This window comes from Mesorhizobium sp. L-8-10 (assembly GCF_016756635.1).
GTDB lineage: Bacteria > Pseudomonadota > Alphaproteobacteria > Rhizobiales > Rhizobiaceae.
This window is the reverse complement of the sequence record NZ_AP023263.1, coordinates 2,220,034-2,237,568: the sequence shown is the minus strand read 5'-3', so window position 1 is coordinate 2,237,568 and position 17,535 is coordinate 2,220,034. Positions and strand designations below refer to the sequence as shown.

Annotated in this window: 21 protein-coding genes; 13 read left to right on the top strand and 8 right to left on the bottom strand. The window is 65.0% G+C overall.

The annotated features are described in order from the left end of the window. Positions 1-103: 103 nt before the first annotated feature. The 5 genes from JN280_RS10515 to JN280_RS10495 are packed head-to-tail and all read left to right on the top strand — an operon-like array spanning position 104 to position 4,901. On the top strand, positions 104-1,120 hold the full coding sequence (locus JN280_RS10515) for a carbohydrate ABC transporter permease (RefSeq protein WP_244743185.1): 1,017 nt from the start codon (positions 104-106) through the stop codon (positions 1,118-1,120). After that, positions 1,117-2,169, top strand: a complete 1,053-nt coding sequence (locus JN280_RS10510; RefSeq protein ID WP_202311983.1) for a carbohydrate ABC transporter permease — start codon at positions 1,117-1,119, stop codon at positions 2,167-2,169. Before JN280_RS10515 ends, JN280_RS10510 begins: the two co-directional genes overlap by 4 nt. Before the next feature lie 10 nt (positions 2,170-2,179). Further along, the gene (locus JN280_RS10505) at positions 2,180-3,265 is read left to right on the top strand and encodes an ABC transporter ATP-binding protein (RefSeq protein ID WP_202311982.1); all 1,086 of its coding nucleotides are present in this window, start codon (positions 2,180-2,182) and stop codon (positions 3,263-3,265) included. Next, the gene (kduD, locus tag JN280_RS10500; protein WP_202311981.1) at positions 3,249-4,007 is read left to right on the top strand and encodes a 2-dehydro-3-deoxy-D-gluconate 5-dehydrogenase KduD; all 759 of its coding nucleotides are present in this window, start codon (positions 3,249-3,251) and stop codon (positions 4,005-4,007) included. Before JN280_RS10505 ends, kduD begins: the two co-directional genes overlap by 17 nt. A gap of 3 nt (positions 4,008-4,010) precedes the next feature. Then, positions 4,011-4,901 carry an alpha/beta hydrolase family protein gene (locus JN280_RS10495; protein WP_202311979.1) on the top strand — a complete coding sequence of 297 codons (891 nt, stop codon included), beginning with the start codon at positions 4,011-4,013 and terminating at the stop codon, positions 4,899-4,901. A 395-nt stretch (positions 4,902-5,296) separates the two neighbouring features. Here the strand turns inward: JN280_RS10495 and JN280_RS10490 are convergent, their stop codons facing one another. Beyond that, a complete protein-coding gene (locus JN280_RS10490; RefSeq protein WP_202311977.1) occupies positions 5,297-5,533 on the bottom strand; it encodes a hypothetical protein in 237 nt (78 codons plus the stop codon). Positions 5,534-5,826: 293 nt separating this feature from the next. On the opposite strand from JN280_RS10490, the gene JN280_RS10485 reads away from it, so the two are divergent. The 7 genes from JN280_RS10485 (at position 5,827) to JN280_RS10455 (ending at position 10,871) form a co-directional block, all read left to right on the top strand. After that, on the top strand, positions 5,827-6,240 hold the full coding sequence (locus tag JN280_RS10485; protein WP_202311976.1) for a hypothetical protein: 414 nt from the start codon (positions 5,827-5,829) through the stop codon (positions 6,238-6,240). Positions 6,241-6,324: 84 nt separating this feature from the next. Next, the gene (locus JN280_RS10480; RefSeq protein ID WP_202311975.1) at positions 6,325-6,558 is read left to right on the top strand and encodes a hypothetical protein; all 234 of its coding nucleotides are present in this window, start codon (positions 6,325-6,327) and stop codon (positions 6,556-6,558) included. Further along, positions 6,555-8,018 carry a TolC family protein gene (locus tag JN280_RS10475; protein WP_202311974.1) on the top strand — a complete coding sequence of 488 codons (1,464 nt, stop codon included), beginning with the start codon at positions 6,555-6,557 and terminating at the stop codon, positions 8,016-8,018. Before JN280_RS10480 ends, JN280_RS10475 begins: the two co-directional genes overlap by 4 nt. A gap of 33 nt (positions 8,019-8,051) precedes the next feature. Continuing rightward, complete coding sequence (locus JN280_RS10470; RefSeq protein WP_202311973.1) at positions 8,052-9,398, top strand: multicopper oxidase family protein; 1,347 nt, start codon at positions 8,052-8,054, stop codon at positions 9,396-9,398. 46 nt (positions 9,399-9,444) lie between these two features. Further along, positions 9,445-9,924 carry a cupredoxin domain-containing protein gene (locus tag JN280_RS10465; protein ID WP_202311972.1) on the top strand — a complete coding sequence of 160 codons (480 nt, stop codon included), beginning with the start codon at positions 9,445-9,447 and terminating at the stop codon, positions 9,922-9,924. A 164-nt stretch (positions 9,925-10,088) separates the two neighbouring features. Beyond that, positions 10,089-10,370, top strand: coding sequence for a copper-binding protein (locus JN280_RS10460; protein ID WP_202311971.1), 282 nt, complete (start codon positions 10,089-10,091; stop codon positions 10,368-10,370). 60 nt (positions 10,371-10,430) lie between these two features. Then, positions 10,431-10,871 carry a DUF411 domain-containing protein gene (locus JN280_RS10455; RefSeq protein ID WP_202311970.1) on the top strand — a complete coding sequence of 147 codons (441 nt, stop codon included), beginning with the start codon at positions 10,431-10,433 and terminating at the stop codon, positions 10,869-10,871. A 37-nt stretch (positions 10,872-10,908) separates the two neighbouring features. Here JN280_RS10455 and JN280_RS10450 read toward each other — a convergent pair whose 3' ends face one another. After that, the gene (locus JN280_RS10450) at positions 10,909-11,550 is read right to left on the bottom strand and encodes a YceH family protein (protein ID WP_202314676.1); all 642 of its coding nucleotides are present in this window, start codon (positions 11,548-11,550) and stop codon (positions 10,909-10,911) included. 58 nt (positions 11,551-11,608) lie between these two features. Then, on the bottom strand, positions 11,609-11,731 hold the full coding sequence (locus tag JN280_RS39975) for a hypothetical protein (protein ID WP_274609073.1): 123 nt from the start codon (positions 11,729-11,731) through the stop codon (positions 11,609-11,611). Between the two features lie 229 nt (positions 11,732-11,960). Between JN280_RS39975 and JN280_RS10445 the strand changes: the two genes are divergently transcribed. Beyond that, a complete protein-coding gene (locus JN280_RS10445) occupies positions 11,961-12,914 on the top strand; it encodes a nucleoside hydrolase (RefSeq protein ID WP_202311968.1) in 954 nt (317 codons plus the stop codon). 37 nt (positions 12,915-12,951) lie between these two features. Here JN280_RS10445 and JN280_RS10440 read toward each other — a convergent pair whose 3' ends face one another. From JN280_RS10440 to JN280_RS10420, 5 genes are all read right to left on the bottom strand, one after another. Beyond that, positions 12,952-13,377: an acyl-CoA thioesterase gene (locus JN280_RS10440; protein ID WP_202311966.1), complete on the bottom strand. Its 426-nt coding sequence runs from the start codon at positions 13,375-13,377 to the stop codon at positions 12,952-12,954. A 149-nt stretch (positions 13,378-13,526) separates the two neighbouring features. Beyond that, positions 13,527-14,273 (bottom strand): ATP-binding cassette domain-containing protein, encoded by a 747-nt coding sequence (locus JN280_RS10435; RefSeq protein ID WP_244743182.1) that lies wholly within the window; start codon positions 14,271-14,273, stop codon positions 13,527-13,529. Between the two features lie 5 nt (positions 14,274-14,278). Continuing rightward, the gene (locus tag JN280_RS10430) at positions 14,279-15,478 is read right to left on the bottom strand and encodes an alanine racemase (protein ID WP_202311962.1); all 1,200 of its coding nucleotides are present in this window, start codon (positions 15,476-15,478) and stop codon (positions 14,279-14,281) included. Between the two features lie 16 nt (positions 15,479-15,494). After that, positions 15,495-16,463 carry an ABC transporter permease gene (locus tag JN280_RS10425; RefSeq protein WP_202311960.1) on the bottom strand — a complete coding sequence of 323 codons (969 nt, stop codon included), beginning with the start codon at positions 16,461-16,463 and terminating at the stop codon, positions 15,495-15,497. Beyond that, complete coding sequence (locus JN280_RS10420) at positions 16,463-17,512, bottom strand: substrate-binding domain-containing protein (protein WP_202311958.1); 1,050 nt, start codon at positions 17,510-17,512, stop codon at positions 16,463-16,465. The genes JN280_RS10425 and JN280_RS10420 overlap by 1 nt, the downstream gene beginning before the upstream one ends. Positions 17,513-17,535 lie beyond the last annotated feature (23 nt).

The following is a 17,535-nucleotide window of genomic DNA, read 5'->3' as shown; positions in this document are numbered from 1 at the left end:
CATCGGTCGGCGCAAAGGCCAAAAAGTCAGGATCGAGGTCCGCCGGCACAGCGAGCGGCCACGCGGCGATCATGCCGCTCTTGTCGGGAGGAGGAAGCCCGAGATGAACAAACAGATGGGTTCCGGTCTCGGCGGGGTCGTCATGGCGCCCGTTCGCGTCGCCATGGGCCTTCTCGACGCCCCGCTGCGCTGGGTCCAGCGCCGCTTCGGCGTCGGCGGCATGGCGGCGTTCTTCCTGCTGCCCAACATGGCCATCTTCGGCATCTTCGTGCTTCTGCCGTTCTTCATCAATTTCGCCTATTCCATGACGGGCGGGACGGCTCTGTTCCTGGCGGACCGCTCCTTCGTCGGCGCCGGCCAGTATGCGCGGCTGTTCGACTGCCGGAACTATCTCGACCCCAACAGCTGCGCCGAGGACACGTTCTGGACGGCGGTAAGCAACACGGCCTGGTTCGTACTCCTCCAGGTAACGCTGATGATCCTGTTCTCGCTGGTGACCGCCCTGATCCTCAATCGTGAGCTGAGGGCGCGCAGCTTCTGGCGGGCCGTGTTCTTCTTCCCCGTCCTGCTCTCGCCTGTTGTCGTCGGCCTGATCTGGAAGTGGATCCTGCAGCGCCAGGGCCTGCTGAACTTCGCGCTCTTTGGCTTCGGCTTCGAGCCCTACACCTGGCTCAACGACCGCAACTGGTCCTTCGCGGCCGCCGTCGGCGTTTCGATCTGGGCGCATATGGGCTTCTACACCCTGATCCTGCTCGCCGGCCTGCAGGCCATTCCCAAGGATCTCTACGAGGCGGCAGAGATGGACGGCACGCGCCCGGCGCGCGCCTTCTGGCGCATCACCTTGCCGCTGCTGATGCCCAATCTGCTGGTCGTCCTCGTGCTCGTGCTCATTCGTGCGGTGCAGATCTTCGACGAGGTCTATGTGCTGACGGGCGGCGGTCCGGGCACGAGCACGCTCTACCTCACCCAATATATCTACGAGACGGGCTTCGCCACGCAGTTGCGCAACCCCGGCCTTGCCGCCGCCGCATCGATCCTGATGGGCGCTGTATTGATCGTGCTCACCTTGTTCCAGCTCGGCCTCAGCCGTTCCAGCGAGAAGAAGGGGAGCCGCAAATGAGCCGGGTCGCTGCATTCGTCTTCCGGCGCAAGGGCCGTGACCGCTGGCACTGGACCGACATCGTCACCTGGCTGTGGCTGGTCGGGGGGCTCTTCCTGATGTTCGGCCCCGCCGTCTGGCTGGTCGGTTCCTCCTTCAAGTCGCCGGCCGCACTGGCCGAATTCCCGCCGACGATCCTGCCCTATGTCACGCAGAAGGCGACCGTCGAGGGTTACGACAAGCCGCTTGATCTCTACGAGGTCACCCTGCCCGACGGCAACAACGCTGTGCTGGCGGAGGTACGCCGTATCGGCGTCGTCGCGCAGATGGTGGATCCGAAGGCTCCCGGAGAGATCGTCAAGGTCAACATCGCCCAGCGCAGCCCGGTGCGGACCATGTCCTTCGCCGCGACGAACTACACCGAACCCTTCACGCATTTCGACTTCGTACGTTATCTCTGGAACTCGGTCTTCGTCACCGTGACCGCCACGCTAATCACCTTGGTCGTCAACTCGATGGCCGCCTTCGCGCTCAGCAAATACGAATTCCGCGGGCGGACCTTCGCGATACTGCTGATCCTGGCGACGCTGATGGTGCCGCTTTCGGTCATCATGGTGCCGCTCTATTCGATCGTCTCGGCGCTCGGGCTCTTCAACAATCTCTGGGGCGTCATCCTGCCGACCGTGGCCACGCCGACCGGCGTCTTCATCCTGCGCCAATATATGCTGACGATACCCGACGAGCTGATCGACGCAGCGCGCATGGACAAGGCGTCGGAGTGGCAGATCTACTGGCGCATCGTCCTGCCGCTGACGGCCCCGGCCCTGGCCGTGCTTGCGATCTTCTCCGTTGTCTGGCGCTGGAACGACTTCCTGTGGCCGCTGATCGTGCTGTCGCGCAAGGAGCTCTATACGCTGCAGGTGGGGCTCAGCATCTATTCGGGCGAGTTGAACGTGCAATGGCATTTCATCCTCGCCATGACCGTCGTGACCATGATCCCCGTCGTCCTGGTCTTCATCTTCCTGCAGCGTTTCATCACCACCGGCATCGCCGGAACCGGCTTGAAGTAAGGAGCGCGCCATGGGCCACATCAAGCTCACCAACGTGACCAAGTCGTTCGGCAGCGTCGACGTACTTCACGACATCAATCTCGAGATCGAGGACGGCGAGTTCGTCGTCTTCGTCGGCCCGTCCGGCTGCGGCAAGTCGACCTTGCTGCGCGTCATCGCCGGGCTCGAAAAACCGACGGGCGGGGAGTTGGCGATCGACGGCAAGGTGGTCAACACCGTGCCTGCAGCCGATCGCGGCCTCGCCATGGTGTTCCAGTCCTATGCGCTCTATCCGCATATGAGCGTGCGCCAGAATCTCGCCTTCGGTCTCGAAAACACCCGGATGCCGAAGCCAGAGATCGCGGAACGCATCGCCGAGGCGGCGCGCATGCTCGAGATCGACCCCTATCTCGACCGCCGGCCCGGGCAGCTTTCGGGCGGCCAGCGCCAGCGCGTCGCCATCGGCCGCGCCATCGTGCGGCGCCCGGTCGCCTTCCTGCTCGACGAGCCGCTCTCCAATCTGGATGCTGAGCTGCGCGGCTCGACCCGCGCCGAGCTCGCGGCACTTCACGCGCGCCTGTCGGCCACCATGATCTATGTGACCCACGACCAGGTGGAAGCCATGACGCTCGCCGACCGGATCGTCGTGCTGCGCGCCGGCCGCATCGAGCAGGTCGGCACGCCGCTGGAACTCTACAACCGCCCGGCCAACCGTTTCGTCGCCGGCTTCATCGGCTCCCCGCATATGAACTTCCTCGAAGGGACGATGGATACGGCGGGTCCGCGAAAGGCGACGGCAACTCTCGCCGGCGGACACAGGGTGAGCCTGCCGGTCAATGGCGCCGCGGTCGAAACGGGGTCGCGCGTCACTTTCGGTGTCAGGCCCCAGCACATTACGCTCGGCGCCGGCGAATACAGCATTCCGGCCAGGATCAGGCTCGTGGAAGCGCTCGGGTCCGAAACAGTCTTGCACACAGATGTCGCCGGCCAGAAAGTGCTGGTGGTCGCGCCGGGCCAACACGATCTGGAGCCGGGCTCCGATGTCGCACTGTCGCTCGACACCGCACCGATACATCTCTTCGACGAGAAAGGGCTACGCCTTGAACACGCTGTTTGACCTCACCGGCAAAACCGCTCTCGTCACCGGTGCCCGCACCGGTCTCGGCCAGGGAATGGCCCTGGCGCTCGCGCGGGCCGGCGCCGACATCGCCGCGCTCGGCTCCTCGCCCATGCCTGAGACGGCGAAGCTGGTCGGCGAGGCGGGCCGCCGGTTTCATGCCCTGACGGTCGACCTGTCGAAACCCTTCGACGCCGCCGCCGTCGTCGAGGAGGTGACTGGGGTTCTTGGCGGCATCGATACCCTCGTCAACAATGCCGGCATCATCCGCCGCGCCGACATTCTCGACTATTCCGAAGAGGATTGGGACGCCGTCATCGACGTCAATCTGAAGGGCGCCTTTCTCCTTTCGCAGGCCGTCGCGCGCCACATGGCAGTCACCGGACGCGCGGGCCGCATCATCAACGTCGCCTCGGTCCTGACCTTCCAGGGCGGCATACGCGTGCCTGCCTATGCCGCCTCGAAGCATGGCATAGCCGGCCTCACCAAGGCGATGGCCAACGAGCTCGCGCCCCGGGGGATAACGGTCAACGCGATTGCGCCGGGCTACATGATCACCGACAATACCGAGGCGCTTCGTAACGATGCCGAGCGCAATGCACAGATCTCGGCGCGCATCCCGATGGGACGCTGGGGAACACCTGACGACCTTGCCACCGCTCTCCTCTTCTTCGCCGCGCCGGCATCCGGTTATGTCACCGGTACCGTCCTGCCGGTCGACGGCGGCTGGCTCGTGCGATAGGCCGTGTCCATTTCGGTCGAACGCCTTCGAAAACTCCTCGGCATCCGGAAAGCCGGCCTGACGCTGGAGACATGCGAACTCGACAATCACGGTACCCATGTCGTCGAGCGGCTGCATTTCCGATCGGGCGACGGCGCGCCCATACGTGGAATCCTGACACGACCGGCCGCTACAAGCCGGCCGTTGCCGGCGATCCTCTATGCTCACGCCCATGGCGACCGATACGATATCGGCGCCCGCGAACTGGTCGACGGGCGGCCGGCGTTGCTCGATCCGCCCGGCCCCGCCTATGCCCGTGAGGGGTTCGTGGCACTGTCGATCGACATGCCTGTTTTCGGCGAGCGTGCAGGGACGAGCGAAAGCGCGGCGAGCAAGGCGGCCCTTTGGCAAGGCCGAACCCTGTTCGGTCAGATGCTGGATGAGCAGTCGGCCGCTTTGACGTGGCTTGCTCAGCGCAGCGACGTCGATCCCAGGCGCATCGGGATGACGGGCATCTCGATGGGCGCCACGCTGACCTATTTCCTTGCCGCGATCGACAAGCGCATCGCCGCGATCGCGCATCTGTGCTGCTACGCCGATTTCGCGACGCTCGTCGAAACGGGCGCTCACGACCGCCACGGGCACTATCTCACCATCCCCGGTTTCCTGAAGGAATCCTCCACCGGCGAGATCGCCGGCATGGTCGCGCCGCGACCGCAGCTGATCTGCGTCGGCACGGAGGATCCGCTGACGCCGCCCGTCGCCGTCCGCCGTGCCTTCGCCGTGACCGCCGCTGCCTATGACAGGCTGGCGGCCGCATCAGCCCTGTCGCTGGTCACGGAGCACGGCATCGGTCACAGCGAGACGCCGTCGATGCGCCGCGCTGTCCTTGATTTCTTCAGGGAAAAGCTCTGAGCCGGCGGCTCATGTCGTCGGTCCTGGTTCTTGACCGTCGCGAAATGCCACGTTCATGAATCTGCTGCTGAAAGCCGTTTACTTCAGTGGGATCGGGACAACGGTTTCGGCGAGGCCGAGCCAAGGCCCCTCATCCGGCTGCCGCCACCTTCTCCCTGCATTGCGGGGAGAAGACCGCTGGCCGCGATGACGGCGCTTGCCCTGCAACGCTGACGATTGGCGAACCGGTGGCGACATCGGTCTTCTCCCCGCGATGCGGGGAGAAGGTGGCGGCAGCCGGATGAGGGGCACTTGGCGGTGTCGCCACATCTCTTATCCTATTGAAGCAAAACGGTTTTCGGCGCTACTCTCATGACAGGGCCCAGCTCCAGCGTCGCCGAATCCCCTGATTGGCATCACTCCTCGGCCACCGGCTCCAGACCGAGGTCCGCCTTGGGGTCCCTTCCCGCCTGCAGCAGGGCCAGTTCCCCGGCGTCGACGTCGTAATATTCTCCATCGATCAGAACGCGCGCCCACATGCGGCCTTGCGAATAGCGCCGGCTGGCCACGTGTACGCTGTGCCTTTCCAGCACCCGCCGGACGGCGGCGCGGGCCTTGACCTGACTTTCGACGGCTTTGCGTCTTTCGTTCATTGTGGAAATCTAGCACGAGGCGGCGGGGCCGTGAACCGCGGCGGCAAAGGCGTGACGGCCACGACGACAAAAGCACTTGAGCTTCCAGCGGGTGGAACCCCTATCGCTGCCATCGCAAACCGGGAAACGCTTCGATGATCACCTGCGGCGCAGTGTCAGCACCTTGCGTGGACTTGTCCTCTGCTTTGCTGCGTCCGCAAGAGAGCGAAAATCGCAATCACAAATCGGCGCGAGGCCTGAAATATGCCGCTTCGGCAATTGACTCGAACGGCCAAATCAGATCGTTGAACGGCATGGGCAGGATTTTGGCATATTCGACGACGGGAAAGTTGCTGTTCGCAGCGCTGTTCCTTGTGCTGTCGTCGCTCCAGCCCGGCCTGTTCGCTGCCGCCAACGCGACCGGCTTCCATGCCGACGGCGGCATCAGGATGTCGGTAGAACAGCCGCACACCCATGCCGGTGACGTCGACCACGCGGAGCACGGGACTGTCGCGGCAGATCATGACCAGCAGGCGCAGAAGCATCACCATTCCGAAGGCGCCAAGAACAAGAGCTGCGAGACCCACTGCGCGCCGGTGCTCGCCGTTCCTGTCGATTGCCCCGTGCTGGGCGAACCGTCCGCGCGCTGCTTCGCGCCCGCAATGGCGTCGCCCCTTCCGCTCGGCGAGTATGCCGAGTTCATCCAGCCCCCTCGAAGGCTGATCTGACCGAAGCCCGCAAGGGCGGATCGCGCGCGACGTCCGGAATGCCACCGGCGTGGCCGAATGCACAGATCAAGATTCAGGTAGGACATGAAAATCGCAAGCCTTGCGATGCTTTTCGCATCGCTGACGGTTGCCGGCTGCGCGGCAACCACCCCTCCGGATGTGCTGCCGGCATACAATCCGGCGGACCCCGCCATGGGTATACGGGACACGCATTATCACCCTGTCGTCGATTATGTCAGGCGCGAGCCTGTCGATCCGCAGGACTGGCGAAGACAGAACGAACAACTCTCCCCCGCCAATCCGGGAGCTGACTCATGAGCCGCCGGTTGCCGACCATCGCTGCCATCGCCGCGATTTCGCTGACCGCGGTCGGATGCACTACCACCGACGCCCTCAACGGGATTTCCGATCCCATGGCCGGCTTTACGACCGTGTCCATGCGCAGCGAAGCCGTTACCGGCAGCAGACCCGTCTGGATTCAATCGAGCGAGGAGGCCCGGGCCGTGACCGAACAGGTCAAGAGCCTCGTCCGGAAAAAGACGATTGGCCCCGACATCGCAGTCCAGGTCGCTCTGCTCAACAACAAGGGGCTGCAAGCAGCCTATGCCGAGGTCGGCCTGTCGTCCGCCGATGTCTGGCAGGAAACGCTGCTGGTCAATCCGCGCATGTCGATCGGCGCGACCGGCATCGGCGGCTTCACCCGCACGGTCGAGACAGCCATCGTGAGCAACATATTGGCGCTGGCCACCCGGGAGCGCCGCGTGGCGATCGCCGACGCACGCTTCCGGCAAGCGCAGCTTCGTGCAGCAGAGGAAACGCTGCGGCTCGCCGCCGACACACGGCGCGCCTGGATCAAGGCGGTGGCTGCCTGGGAGACCGTTTCCTACCTGAACCGGGCCCAGGCCGCCGCCGACGCGGCATCCGAACTCGCAAAGAAGCTCGGCGAGACCGGCGCCTTCACCAAGGCGGGCCAGGCGCGCGAGCACGTCTTCTACGCCGAGCTCTCGGGACAGACGGCGAAGGCCAGGATGGCGGCGCGGATGGCGAAGGAAGAGCTGACGCGCCTCATGGGCCTGTGGGGTTCCGACATCGACTACCAGGTGCCGAACGCGTTGCCGAACTTGCCGAAGGGAGCGAAGGCGAAACGGGCGATCGAGGCCGAAGCGTTGAAGAACCGCGTCGATCTCGACGTCGCAAAGCTCGAGCTCGAAGCGCTCGCCAGGTCCTACGGGCTGACGGAAGCGACGCGCTACGTGACGGATCTCGAGCTGCTTTCGGGCGTCGAAGTCGAGCAGGAGAAGGAGGATGACGGGACGACGAGAACCTCCGCCGCCGGCAATGTCGATCTGGAGTTCGTCATCCCGATCTTCGACACCGGCAAGGCGCGCATGCGCAAGGCCGAGCTGGCCTATATGCAGGCGGCCAATCTGCTGGCGGAAAAGGCCGTGAACATCCGCTCCGAGGCGCGCTCGGCCTATGATGGCTACCGTTCGACCTACGACATCGCCCGGCACTATCGGAACAATGTCGTTCCCTTGCGCACCAAGATCGAGGAGGAATCGCTCCTCACCTACAACGGCATGATCACCAACACCTTCGAGCTTCTTGCCGACACGCGCGCGAAGATCGATTCGATCATGCTTTCCCTCGACGCCAAGCGTGAATTCTGGCTGGCCGACGTCAATCTCGCCACAGCCATCCATGGCGGCGGTGGCGTTTCGTCGGGCGGCGGCGAACCGGTCGCGGCCGCAGCCGACGAAGGCGCCGGCGAGCACTGAACCCCAGAGAGCACTGAACCAAGGAGAAACAAGATGATCACAAGACGTCAGATTCTCGGCGGCGGCGCGCTCCTCGCCGGAACGGTCGCCTGGACGAAGACATCGGCGATGGGCTTGCCGGATGCTCCGACGATGGAGTCGCCGGACATGCAGCCGCCGATCTTCCCGACCAGCGGCCCGGACTACCAGCCGGTCGTCACGCTCAACGGCTGGACACTGCCGCATCGGGTCAACAGCGGGGTCAAGGAGTTCCACCTCGTCGCCGAGCCGGTAGAGCGCGAGCTGGCTCCCGGCACGACCGCCTATCTCTGGGGTTACAACGGCCAGTCGCCGGGCCCGACCATCGAGGCGGTCGAGGGCGACCGGGTGCGCATCTTCGTCACCAACAGGCTGCCGGAGCATACCACCATTCATTGGCACGGCATGATCCTGCCCAACGGCATGGATGGCGTGACCGGCTTGACCCAGCCCGGTATCCCGCCCGGCAAGACCTTCGTCTACGAGTTCGACCTCGTGAAGAGCGGCACCTTCATGTACCACCCGCATGCCGACGAGATGGTGCAGATGGCGATGGGCATGATGGGCTTCTTCGTCATCCATCCCAAGGATCCGAAGTTCATGCGGGTCGACCGCGACTTCGTCTTCCTGCTCAACGCCTACGATATCGACCCCGGCTCCTACGTCCCGAGAGTCATGGAGATGACCGACTTCAACCTGTGGTGCTGGAACAGCCGGATTTTCCCGGCGATCAGCCCGCTCGTCGTGTCGAAGAATGATCACGTGCGCGTGCGCGTCGGCAACCTCACCATGACCAACCATCCGATCCACATGCATGGCTACGACTTCGAAGTGACCTGCACGGATGGCGGCTGGGTGCGGCCCGAGGCGCGCTGGCCGGAAGTCTCCATCGACATCCCGGTCGGCGCGATGCGGGCCTATGAGTTCGACGCCAGATATGAGGGCGACTGGGCGATCCATTGCCACAAGTCGCACCACACGATGAACGCCATGGGCCACGACGTGCCGACCTTCATCGGCGTCGACAAAACCGAGGTCACAGCCAAGGTCCGCAAGGTGCAGCCCGACTACATGCCGATGGGCAACCGCGGCATGGCCGACATGGGCGAGATGGAGATGCCACTGCCCGACAACACCGTGCCGATGATGACTGGTTGGGGCCAGTTCGGCGCGATCGAGATGGGCGGCATGTTCTCGCTGGTGAAGGTCCGCGAGGGCCTGTCCTCCTCCGACTATGCCGACCCCGGATGGTACAAGCATCCGGAAGGAACCGTCGCCTGGGAATGGACGGGCGACGTACCCGCTCCCGTCAAGTCAGGCGACGCGAAGACGGTGGCCCCCAGACATGGCGGCCACGGCTGAAAATAACGTCAGAAGCACTTTCAGATATCAACCGAGGAGAAATGGAATGAAGACGACGATTGCCCTGGCCGCGCTGGCCATGCTTTTTCCCGCTGCGGCCTTCGCCACTGGCAACCACAGCGGCGGCCATGGCGAGATGATGGCCATCGGCAAGCCCGGCGAAAAGGGCGAGGCCAAGCGCACGGTGAAGATCACCATGGCCGAGAAGGACGACGGCAGCATGGTGTTCGAACCGGCAGTGCTGAAGGTCAAGGCCGGCGAGACGGTCCGCCTGAAGTTCACCAACAAGGGTGAGACCGACCACGAATTCGTCATGGACACCAACGCGGCGGTGATGGAGCACAAGGTCCAGATGGAGAAGTTTCCGGAGATGGAGCATGCCGACGCCAACTCGCTGCGGCTGGCGCCAGGTAAGTCCGGCGAGATCATCTGGACCTTCGCCAACACCGGCGACTTCACCTTCGCCTGCCTGATCCCCGGCCATTTCGAGGCCGGGATGAAGGGCGGCATCACCGTCGCCCCGTGATCGGAGTCGACGACTCGGTACGTGTGCCGCCTGTCGTCGACGAGATTGGCGAAAGCCGAACTGACAAGGCTCACTCTCCCCGCCTGCGGGGAGAGATCTCAGGCAGGACAGTGGGGGGCAGGCTCCCGCGCAGGCAACCTCAAACTCAACCACAGGAGATCGACATGAAATCCATCTTCAGACTCTCAGCCGCGGCCTTGATCGCGCTCGCCACCACCGCCGCCTTCGCGGCCGAATACACGAAAGGCGTGGTGACCAAGATCGATACGAAGCAGAACAAGCTCACCATCAAGCATGAGGAACTGAAGGACCTCGGCATGTCGGCCATGACCATGGTGTTCGTCGCCGGCGACCCGGAGATGATCGGTAAGGTCAAGGAAGGCCAGGCGATCGAATTCGTCGCCGACCGCGTGAACGGCCGCCTCACCGTCACCGAAATCAAGTAGCAGGAAAGTACCGGCCGGGCCGGCAGTCCCGCCGGTCCGGCAAGCATAGGAGAGACGACCATGCGCAGACTGGGCCTGATGATCGCCTTTCAGCTCGCCGTGGCGGGCGGCGCGATCGCCGGTGAGCTGGTGACCGTCTACAAGAGCCCGTTTTGCGGCTGCTGCGAGAGCTGGTCGGAAGCGCTGCAGGGAGCCGGCTACACGGTCGAGCGGCATGACATGGAAGATCTGTCTGATATCAAGAAGACGGCAGGCGTGCCCGCCGATCTCGAAGCCTGCCATACGGCCAGGATCGGCGACTACTTCGTCGAGGGTCATGTTCCGCTGGAGGCAATCGCCAAACTGATGAGCGAACGCCCCGACATCGCCGGCATCGCCGTCCCGGGCATGCCGCAAGGTTCGCTCGGCATGGGTGACGACCCGGCAGCGCGCTATGAAGTCTACGCGATCTCCAAGACCCCTGGCGAGAAGCCGCAGCTCTTTTATCGCGTCGGCGACTGAAGCGGTATGGGCGACCGTGGCCGTCAAGCCGGCAACGTTACGCTCCCACCGCATCGAGCCGCGCTTTGAGCGCGGCGACTTCCTCTTCCAGGATACGCATGCGCTCTTCCAGTTCGGCGACAGCCGAGATGGCCGGCGCGGCCGCCCGTGGTGCCGGCACCGGCAGCGATGAGACGTCGACATCGCCGCAGAGCAGGTGCGCGAAACGATCCTCGCGTTGGCCCGGTGTGCGGCCGATTTCCTTTACCAGCGGCGGATGTTTGCCGATGAGCATATCGAGTTCTTCGCGCACGGCGTCGGCGGAACCAAAATTCGCCATACGGTCGGTGCGCGTCTGAAGCTCGTTCAGCGTCTGCGGCCCGCGCAAGAGAAGCATCCCCAACAACGCCGATTGCGGCTTGGTCAGGCTGAAATGCCGGCTGGCGAGTTGTTCGTAGCGTTCAACGCGAGAAGCCATCTGGCGCCGCGCCAGCCCCTTTTCCTCGAGCGATTTGAGCGTGCGGTGTATGTCCGCCGGTTCCAGCGCCATGACTGGTTCGCGCGACGTTTTCTGGTTGGCTGCCGCCTGAAGCGCGTTGAGCGTCAGCGGGTAGACATCCGGCGTCAGCAACTGCTTCTCGATAAGGCAACCGAGAATGCGGGCTTCGATGGCGTTGAGGTAGGGTAGCTCTTGGGGCATGGTTTTCTTGCTTGCTGTGTTCCGGCCGCCCGAGGCTGCAGCGCAGCGGGTCGATCCGTCAGACATACAGGGCCTGCCGCTCCTCTTTCAAGACGACCGACCGAACCGGGACGACGAGTTGTTCCTTCTCCGCTTCGACCTGCTCGCCGGTCAGAAAGGCGGCAATCGTTTCGAGAAGCATGCAAACTCTCTCCTTGCATCTTTGGTCAGCGCACCGCCATCGGGCCATTCCGGAATTGCGCTACGCGGGGAACTTGCGACGTCCGATTCATAAAGGCTTCGGCAAGCTGCCTGCGAGGCACTTCGACTTTGTTGCGCGAGCAAGAAGCAGAAATGCGCTGAAAAATGCCTTCCCCATCGTCATCTTCCAGCCCTTGCCGCGCGGTCGGCCCGGCGATAGCAAGACGTCCATGCGAAAGAAGATCCTCTTCGACACCGACCCGGGCGTTGATGACGCCGCAGCCTTGCTTTTCCTGCAAAAGCATCCCGACATCGAACTGGTGGGTATCACCACCGTGTTCGGCAACAGCGATATCGACCGCGTCACGCGCAACGCCCTCTATCTGAAGGAGCGTTTCGGCGTGACTGCGCCCGTGGCCAGGGGTGCTGCGGCGCCACTCGTGCGCCAGCCGGGACCCGCGCCGGTGATGGTGCATGGTGAGAACGGGCTCGGCGACGTCTCCGTGCCGGACATGGAAGCGATCGCGACCGACCCGCGGCCGGCCTGGCAGTTCATCATCGACATGTTACGGCAGAATCCCGGCGAGATCACCATCGTCGCGGTCGGCCGGATGACCAATCTGGCGCTGGCGCTCGCGGAAGCGCCAGATATCGTCGATCTCGTCCGCGAAGTGGTCATCATGGGCGGCGCCTTCGCCGTGTCGGGCCACAACGGCAATGTCACCCCTGTCGCCGAGGCCAACATCATCGGCGACCCGCATGCCGCGGACATCGTGTTCAGCGCCCGCTGGCCGGTCGTGGCGGTGGGGCTCGATGTCACGCGCCAAGTGCTCGTCACGACGCAGGACCTGGAACTGCTCGCGCGCAAGGGCGGCGAGACGGGGCGCCTGCTCGCCGACATATCGGAGGGCTACATGCGCTTCTACGACCGCTTCGGCGCCGGCGGCTTCTATCTGCACGACGCTTCCGCGGCGGCGCTCGCTATCGACCGGTCGCTTTTCGGCATGCGCGCCGGCCCTGTTCGAGTGGTCACGAACGGCATCGCGGCGGGCCAGACCATCCAGCGCGACAACAGCCTGCCCTACCCGCCGAACGCATGGGACGGCGCGCCCGACCAGGAGGTCTGCGTGGCGATCGATGCGGCCAGGGTGAAGGCGCTCGTCATGGATACGCTGCTCGGTTGAGCGGCCGGCTGCCTGGAAAGCCCAGGCCCGGCCGGTATCAGGCCTTGCCCGTCTCGACGAGCAGCGTTTCGGCGCGGGCCCGCATGCTTTCGGTGAAGGGCCTTGCCTTCCTCAGGGAGAGGTCGAAGAACACGGTCTTGGCGACCATGACGGCACAGAGCGACTTTCCGTTCATCCTGCGCATCTCGAGGCGGATCTCGATCGAGCTCGAACCGATGCGCTTCACGCCGCCTGTGATCTCGACGATCGTGCCGGCGGAAAGCTCGTCCTTGTAGTCGATCTCCTGGTGCACGTCGGCCCAGCCGAGCCCCGCCCATTCCGGGTCGTTCGGGCTCCAGCCCGTCGCCTCCGACAGGAGCACGTAGCTCGCATCGTCGAACATCGCCATGTAGTGGCGCGTCGTCAGGTGCCCCATCATGTCGCACAGCCAGGGATGCACGATCGATCTCGACAACAGGATCATGTCTTCCTCCGAGGATCCGGCAGGCGCGGCCCGCCGTCGCCGCGAATAATCGCCATCAGCACGAACACTACGATCGAGGCAAGCACGATCTCGCGCATGCCGGCCGTTCCCGACACGCGTGACTTTGTTTTCGCATTCCTGGAAGCCGCTCAGGCCTCGCCGGCGGCCTTGAGGCCGGTGATCATCGAGACGATCTCGTTCTTGTCGGTCTCGGCGGTTTTGCGCACGCCGATCTGGCGGCCGCGCCGCAGGACGCAGATGCGGTCCGAAAGCCGGAACACCTGGTCGAGGCTGTGGCTGATGATGAGGATCGGCAGGTTGCGCGCCTTGAGGCCGTGGATGATGTCCTCGACCTTGGCGGTCTCCGCCACGCCGAGGGCGGCCGTCGGCTCGTCCATCAGCACCAGATTGGTCGCCCAGTGGGTGGCGCGCGCGATCGCCACGCCCTGGCGCTGGCCGCCCGACAGGTCGCGGATGATCGACTTCGCCGAGGGGATGCGCACGTCGAGTTCTCGCACGAGCGTCTCCGTCTCAGCGATCATCGCGGCGCGATCGAGCTTGCCGAACGGCCCCTTCGTCTTCTCGCGGCCGAGAAAGAGGTTCATGTAGACCGTCTGGCTGTCGGCAAGCGCCAAGTCCTGATAGACGACCTGCACGCCCTTGGCCTGTGACTGGCTGGCATCGGTGAAATGCACCGGCTCGCCGCCGAGGCGGATCTCGCCCGATGTCGGCTGGTACATGCCGGAGATGATCTTGACCAGCGTCGACTTGCCGGCGCCGTTGTCGCCGACCAGCGCGACCACCTCGCCGCGTTCGATCTCGAGGCTGAAGTCCTCGATGGCGACGATGCCGTCGAAGGATTTGTGGACGTTGCGCAGGCTGAGAGCCGGGGTCATGGCGCTCACCATTCCGGCCAGTCGATCGGCCGGCCATAGGCGTCGTGGATCGTCTGCACTTGCGGAGAACCCGAAGCGAGACCGGAAATACCGACGACATAGGCCCGGGTGACGAATGCCTGCGCCCGAAAGCCGAACACCACGCTGTCGCCGACCCGCGGCGCGGCCGGGCCCGAAGCGTCGATCATCCCGTAATAGTCGATCGCCGCAGGCGGCGGGATCTCGACGCTGCGTTGCGCCGTTTGCGCCGTTGTCGGCTCGCGGGAGACGACCGCCTTCACGTCGTAGTCCGGGAAGACCGGGTCGATATAGAGCCCGCCGCCGAAACAATAGGCGCGGCCGCCGTGAAGATGCGACACCTCGCTCAGATAGACCACGGCGGGCGCCTCCGGCAGGTCCTCCAGCGCATGCAGCGGCGTCGTGCCGGTCAGGCCGTGGCCGGGCTCGCATTGCGTGGCGCCGACATCGGCGAGCGCCGGGATCATTACCGACGAGGTGGTGCCGGGCGCGTTGATCTCGATGTCCTTGCGGCCGGCGGCGGCCAGCGCGTCGGCCGCGCGACGAAGGGTCTCGGTATTGTGGGTCGGTCTGATGCTGCGCGTCGCGGGATCGAAGAGCTGTGCCGGGAACGTCGTGATGCCGGCGAAGCGCCCCTTTCCGAGTCGTTCGATGCGCTCCGCCACCGCGACGATGTCGGCCGCCGGGAAGCCGCCTTCGTGCCCCCGGTAGAAGGTGTCGCCTTCTGCCTGGATGCGGGCGAGAAGCTGCCCGTCATGGTCCGCTGCCCGTAGAGCCTCCACAGCCTCCCCGGCCTTCTCGTCGTTGAACACGGTCCAGTAGCGCGGCTTCATCCGCGCGGCGGCTGCCGCCTCGGCGCGCGGCACCTGCACGAGATGGCCGAGATGGCCGAGCGTGAGGCCGGCCCGGTGGGTGGCGCGCGCGCATTCCATGTCGACGGCGACGGATTCGGTGATCCCGCCGCGCCTGACGGCCGCGCAGAAATCGCCGTTGCGGCCCATCTGCTTGGTCATGGCGAAGATCTTCAACCCGTGCCGGTCGGCGGTCTCGCGGAGGGTGCCGGCGTTGCGCTCGACCGTGTCGGTGTCGATCACGTAGCTGTTGGCCGGCAGCTTCTTCTCCTGGTGGAGGTGGATCGCCGCCTCGATCAGGCCGGAATTGCGGCGGCGGAGAACGTCCAGAAACATATTGATCCTCCAGAGGTCAGCGCTGCGGTTCCCGCAGCGTCAGCGCGACGGCGGCCAGGATGATCAGGCCCCGTACGATCATCTGTTCGGAGACGGCAAGGCCCATCAGGATGAGCCCGTTGTTGAGCATGCCCATCAGCAGCGAGCCCACCAGCGCACCGACCACGGTTCCGGTTCCGCCGGTGAGACGGGTGCCGCCGACGATGACGGCGGCGATCACGGTCAGCAGATCGGTTTCACCCAGCGTATAGCGCGCGCCCTGGATGCGGCCGAGATAGAGCAGACCGGCAAGGGCAGCGCACATCGAGCCCAGCACCAGCACCTTGAGCCGCAGCCGGTCGACCTTGATGCCCGCGGCCCGCGCCGCGCGCGGATTGTCGCCGGTCGCCAGCACATGTGCCCCGAAGCGGGTCTCGCGATAGACATAGTGGCCGATCGCGACCGCCACCGCCGTCCAGATGACCAGCGACGGGATGCCGAATAGCGAGCCGGAGCCGAACAGGCCGGTGAAAGTGGCGTCGGTCACCGGCACGGATTGCAGATTGGTCATCCAGCGGGCGACGCCGGCCAGAAGTCCCATGGTGGCGAGCGTGACCAGGAAGGACGGCAGCCTGACATAGGCGACGAGCGTGCCGTTCACGAGCCCGATGACGGCGCCCGCCCCCAGCCCGGCGACGACGCCGAGCACCCAATGGTGCTCGCGCATCACCACCGCAGCCGTGAGGGCCGAGATCGCCACAACGGAGCCGACGGAGAGGTCGATTTCGCCTGCCGTCAGCACATAGACCATGCCGATCGCCATGATGGTGACCGGCGCCGTCTGCTGGACGATGTTGAGCAGGTTGGACGTGGTCAGGAAGCCGTCGTCCCTCAGCACCACCGCGAAGACGGCGAAGATCAGCAGGAAGCCGACATAGACGACATAGGCGCTGGGATCGAGCCGACCGAGCAGCGGAAAACGGCGGAGGGACGACTGGACCGACATCAATTGCCTCCGAGCGAAGCAGGCGGATCGCGATGCAACGATTTGTTCCAGCCTTCCTTCACGCTGTCGCCGGTGACGGCGATGGCATCGACCGCGAGGAAGGGAGGCACAGTCTCGCCGATGAGACCGAGAGCAGCGGCGCGCGCCGCCGTCGTGCCGATCGCATAGGCCTCGTCGGCGACGATCGCGGCTACGTTGCCGCCGCGCACCATGTCGAGCGCCAGCGGTTCCGAGAGGTCGAGCGTCACGATGCTGGTGTGCTTGTTGCCGGCGTTGCGCAAGGCCGCGAGAACCAGTTCCGCCGGCTCCGCCCAGGTCACGTAGATCGCGTCGAGATCGGGGTTCTGCGCCACGAAGGCATTGCCGATATCATCGGCGCGCGCCGGGTCGGCGAGCCCCTGCTCGGCGACGATCTTCATGTCGGGGAAGCTCTCGATCGTGGCCTTGAAGGCACGGTCGCGCTGGTTGGTGACGTAGAAGTCGGCATCGTGGAAGATGTAGCCGACCGTGCCCTTCCCGGAGAGCTTCCCGGCCAGGGCCTCGCCCGCCTTGGTCCCCATCTGGACCAGGTCAGCGGAGGAGATGGCGATGTAGTCCTCACCGTGGACGAAGCCCTTCGGCGCATTGTCCACGAACATCAGCTTGGCGCCGGCCGCAAGCGCGGGCCGGTAGGCCTCTGGAGCGGTCTCGGGATCGACCGGCAGCGAAACGATCACGCTGGGTTTCTTGGCGAGGATGGTCTCGATGTCGCTTTTCTGCCTGGCTGCGTCGAAGCCGGCGTCGGTTTCGGCGACGACCTCGATGCCGAGCCGCGCGAATTCATCCTTGGCGCCGTTGCCTACCGCCGCCGACCAGTCGGATGTCGTGTGCCAGGACAGGGCTGCCGTGAACTTGCCGTCCTTGACCTTCGCTTCCTGATCCGGCGTCAGCGTGACGCTCGCGGCCGGCGTCGCCGCCTCGCCATGCGGCCCCTTGGTCGTCGCGGCCGCGATGGCGGGCGTCGCCAGCAGAAGCAAGGCGGCGATCGAGTTCTTCGTGAGATGAGCCATGATACTCCTCCGTGACGGCGGGG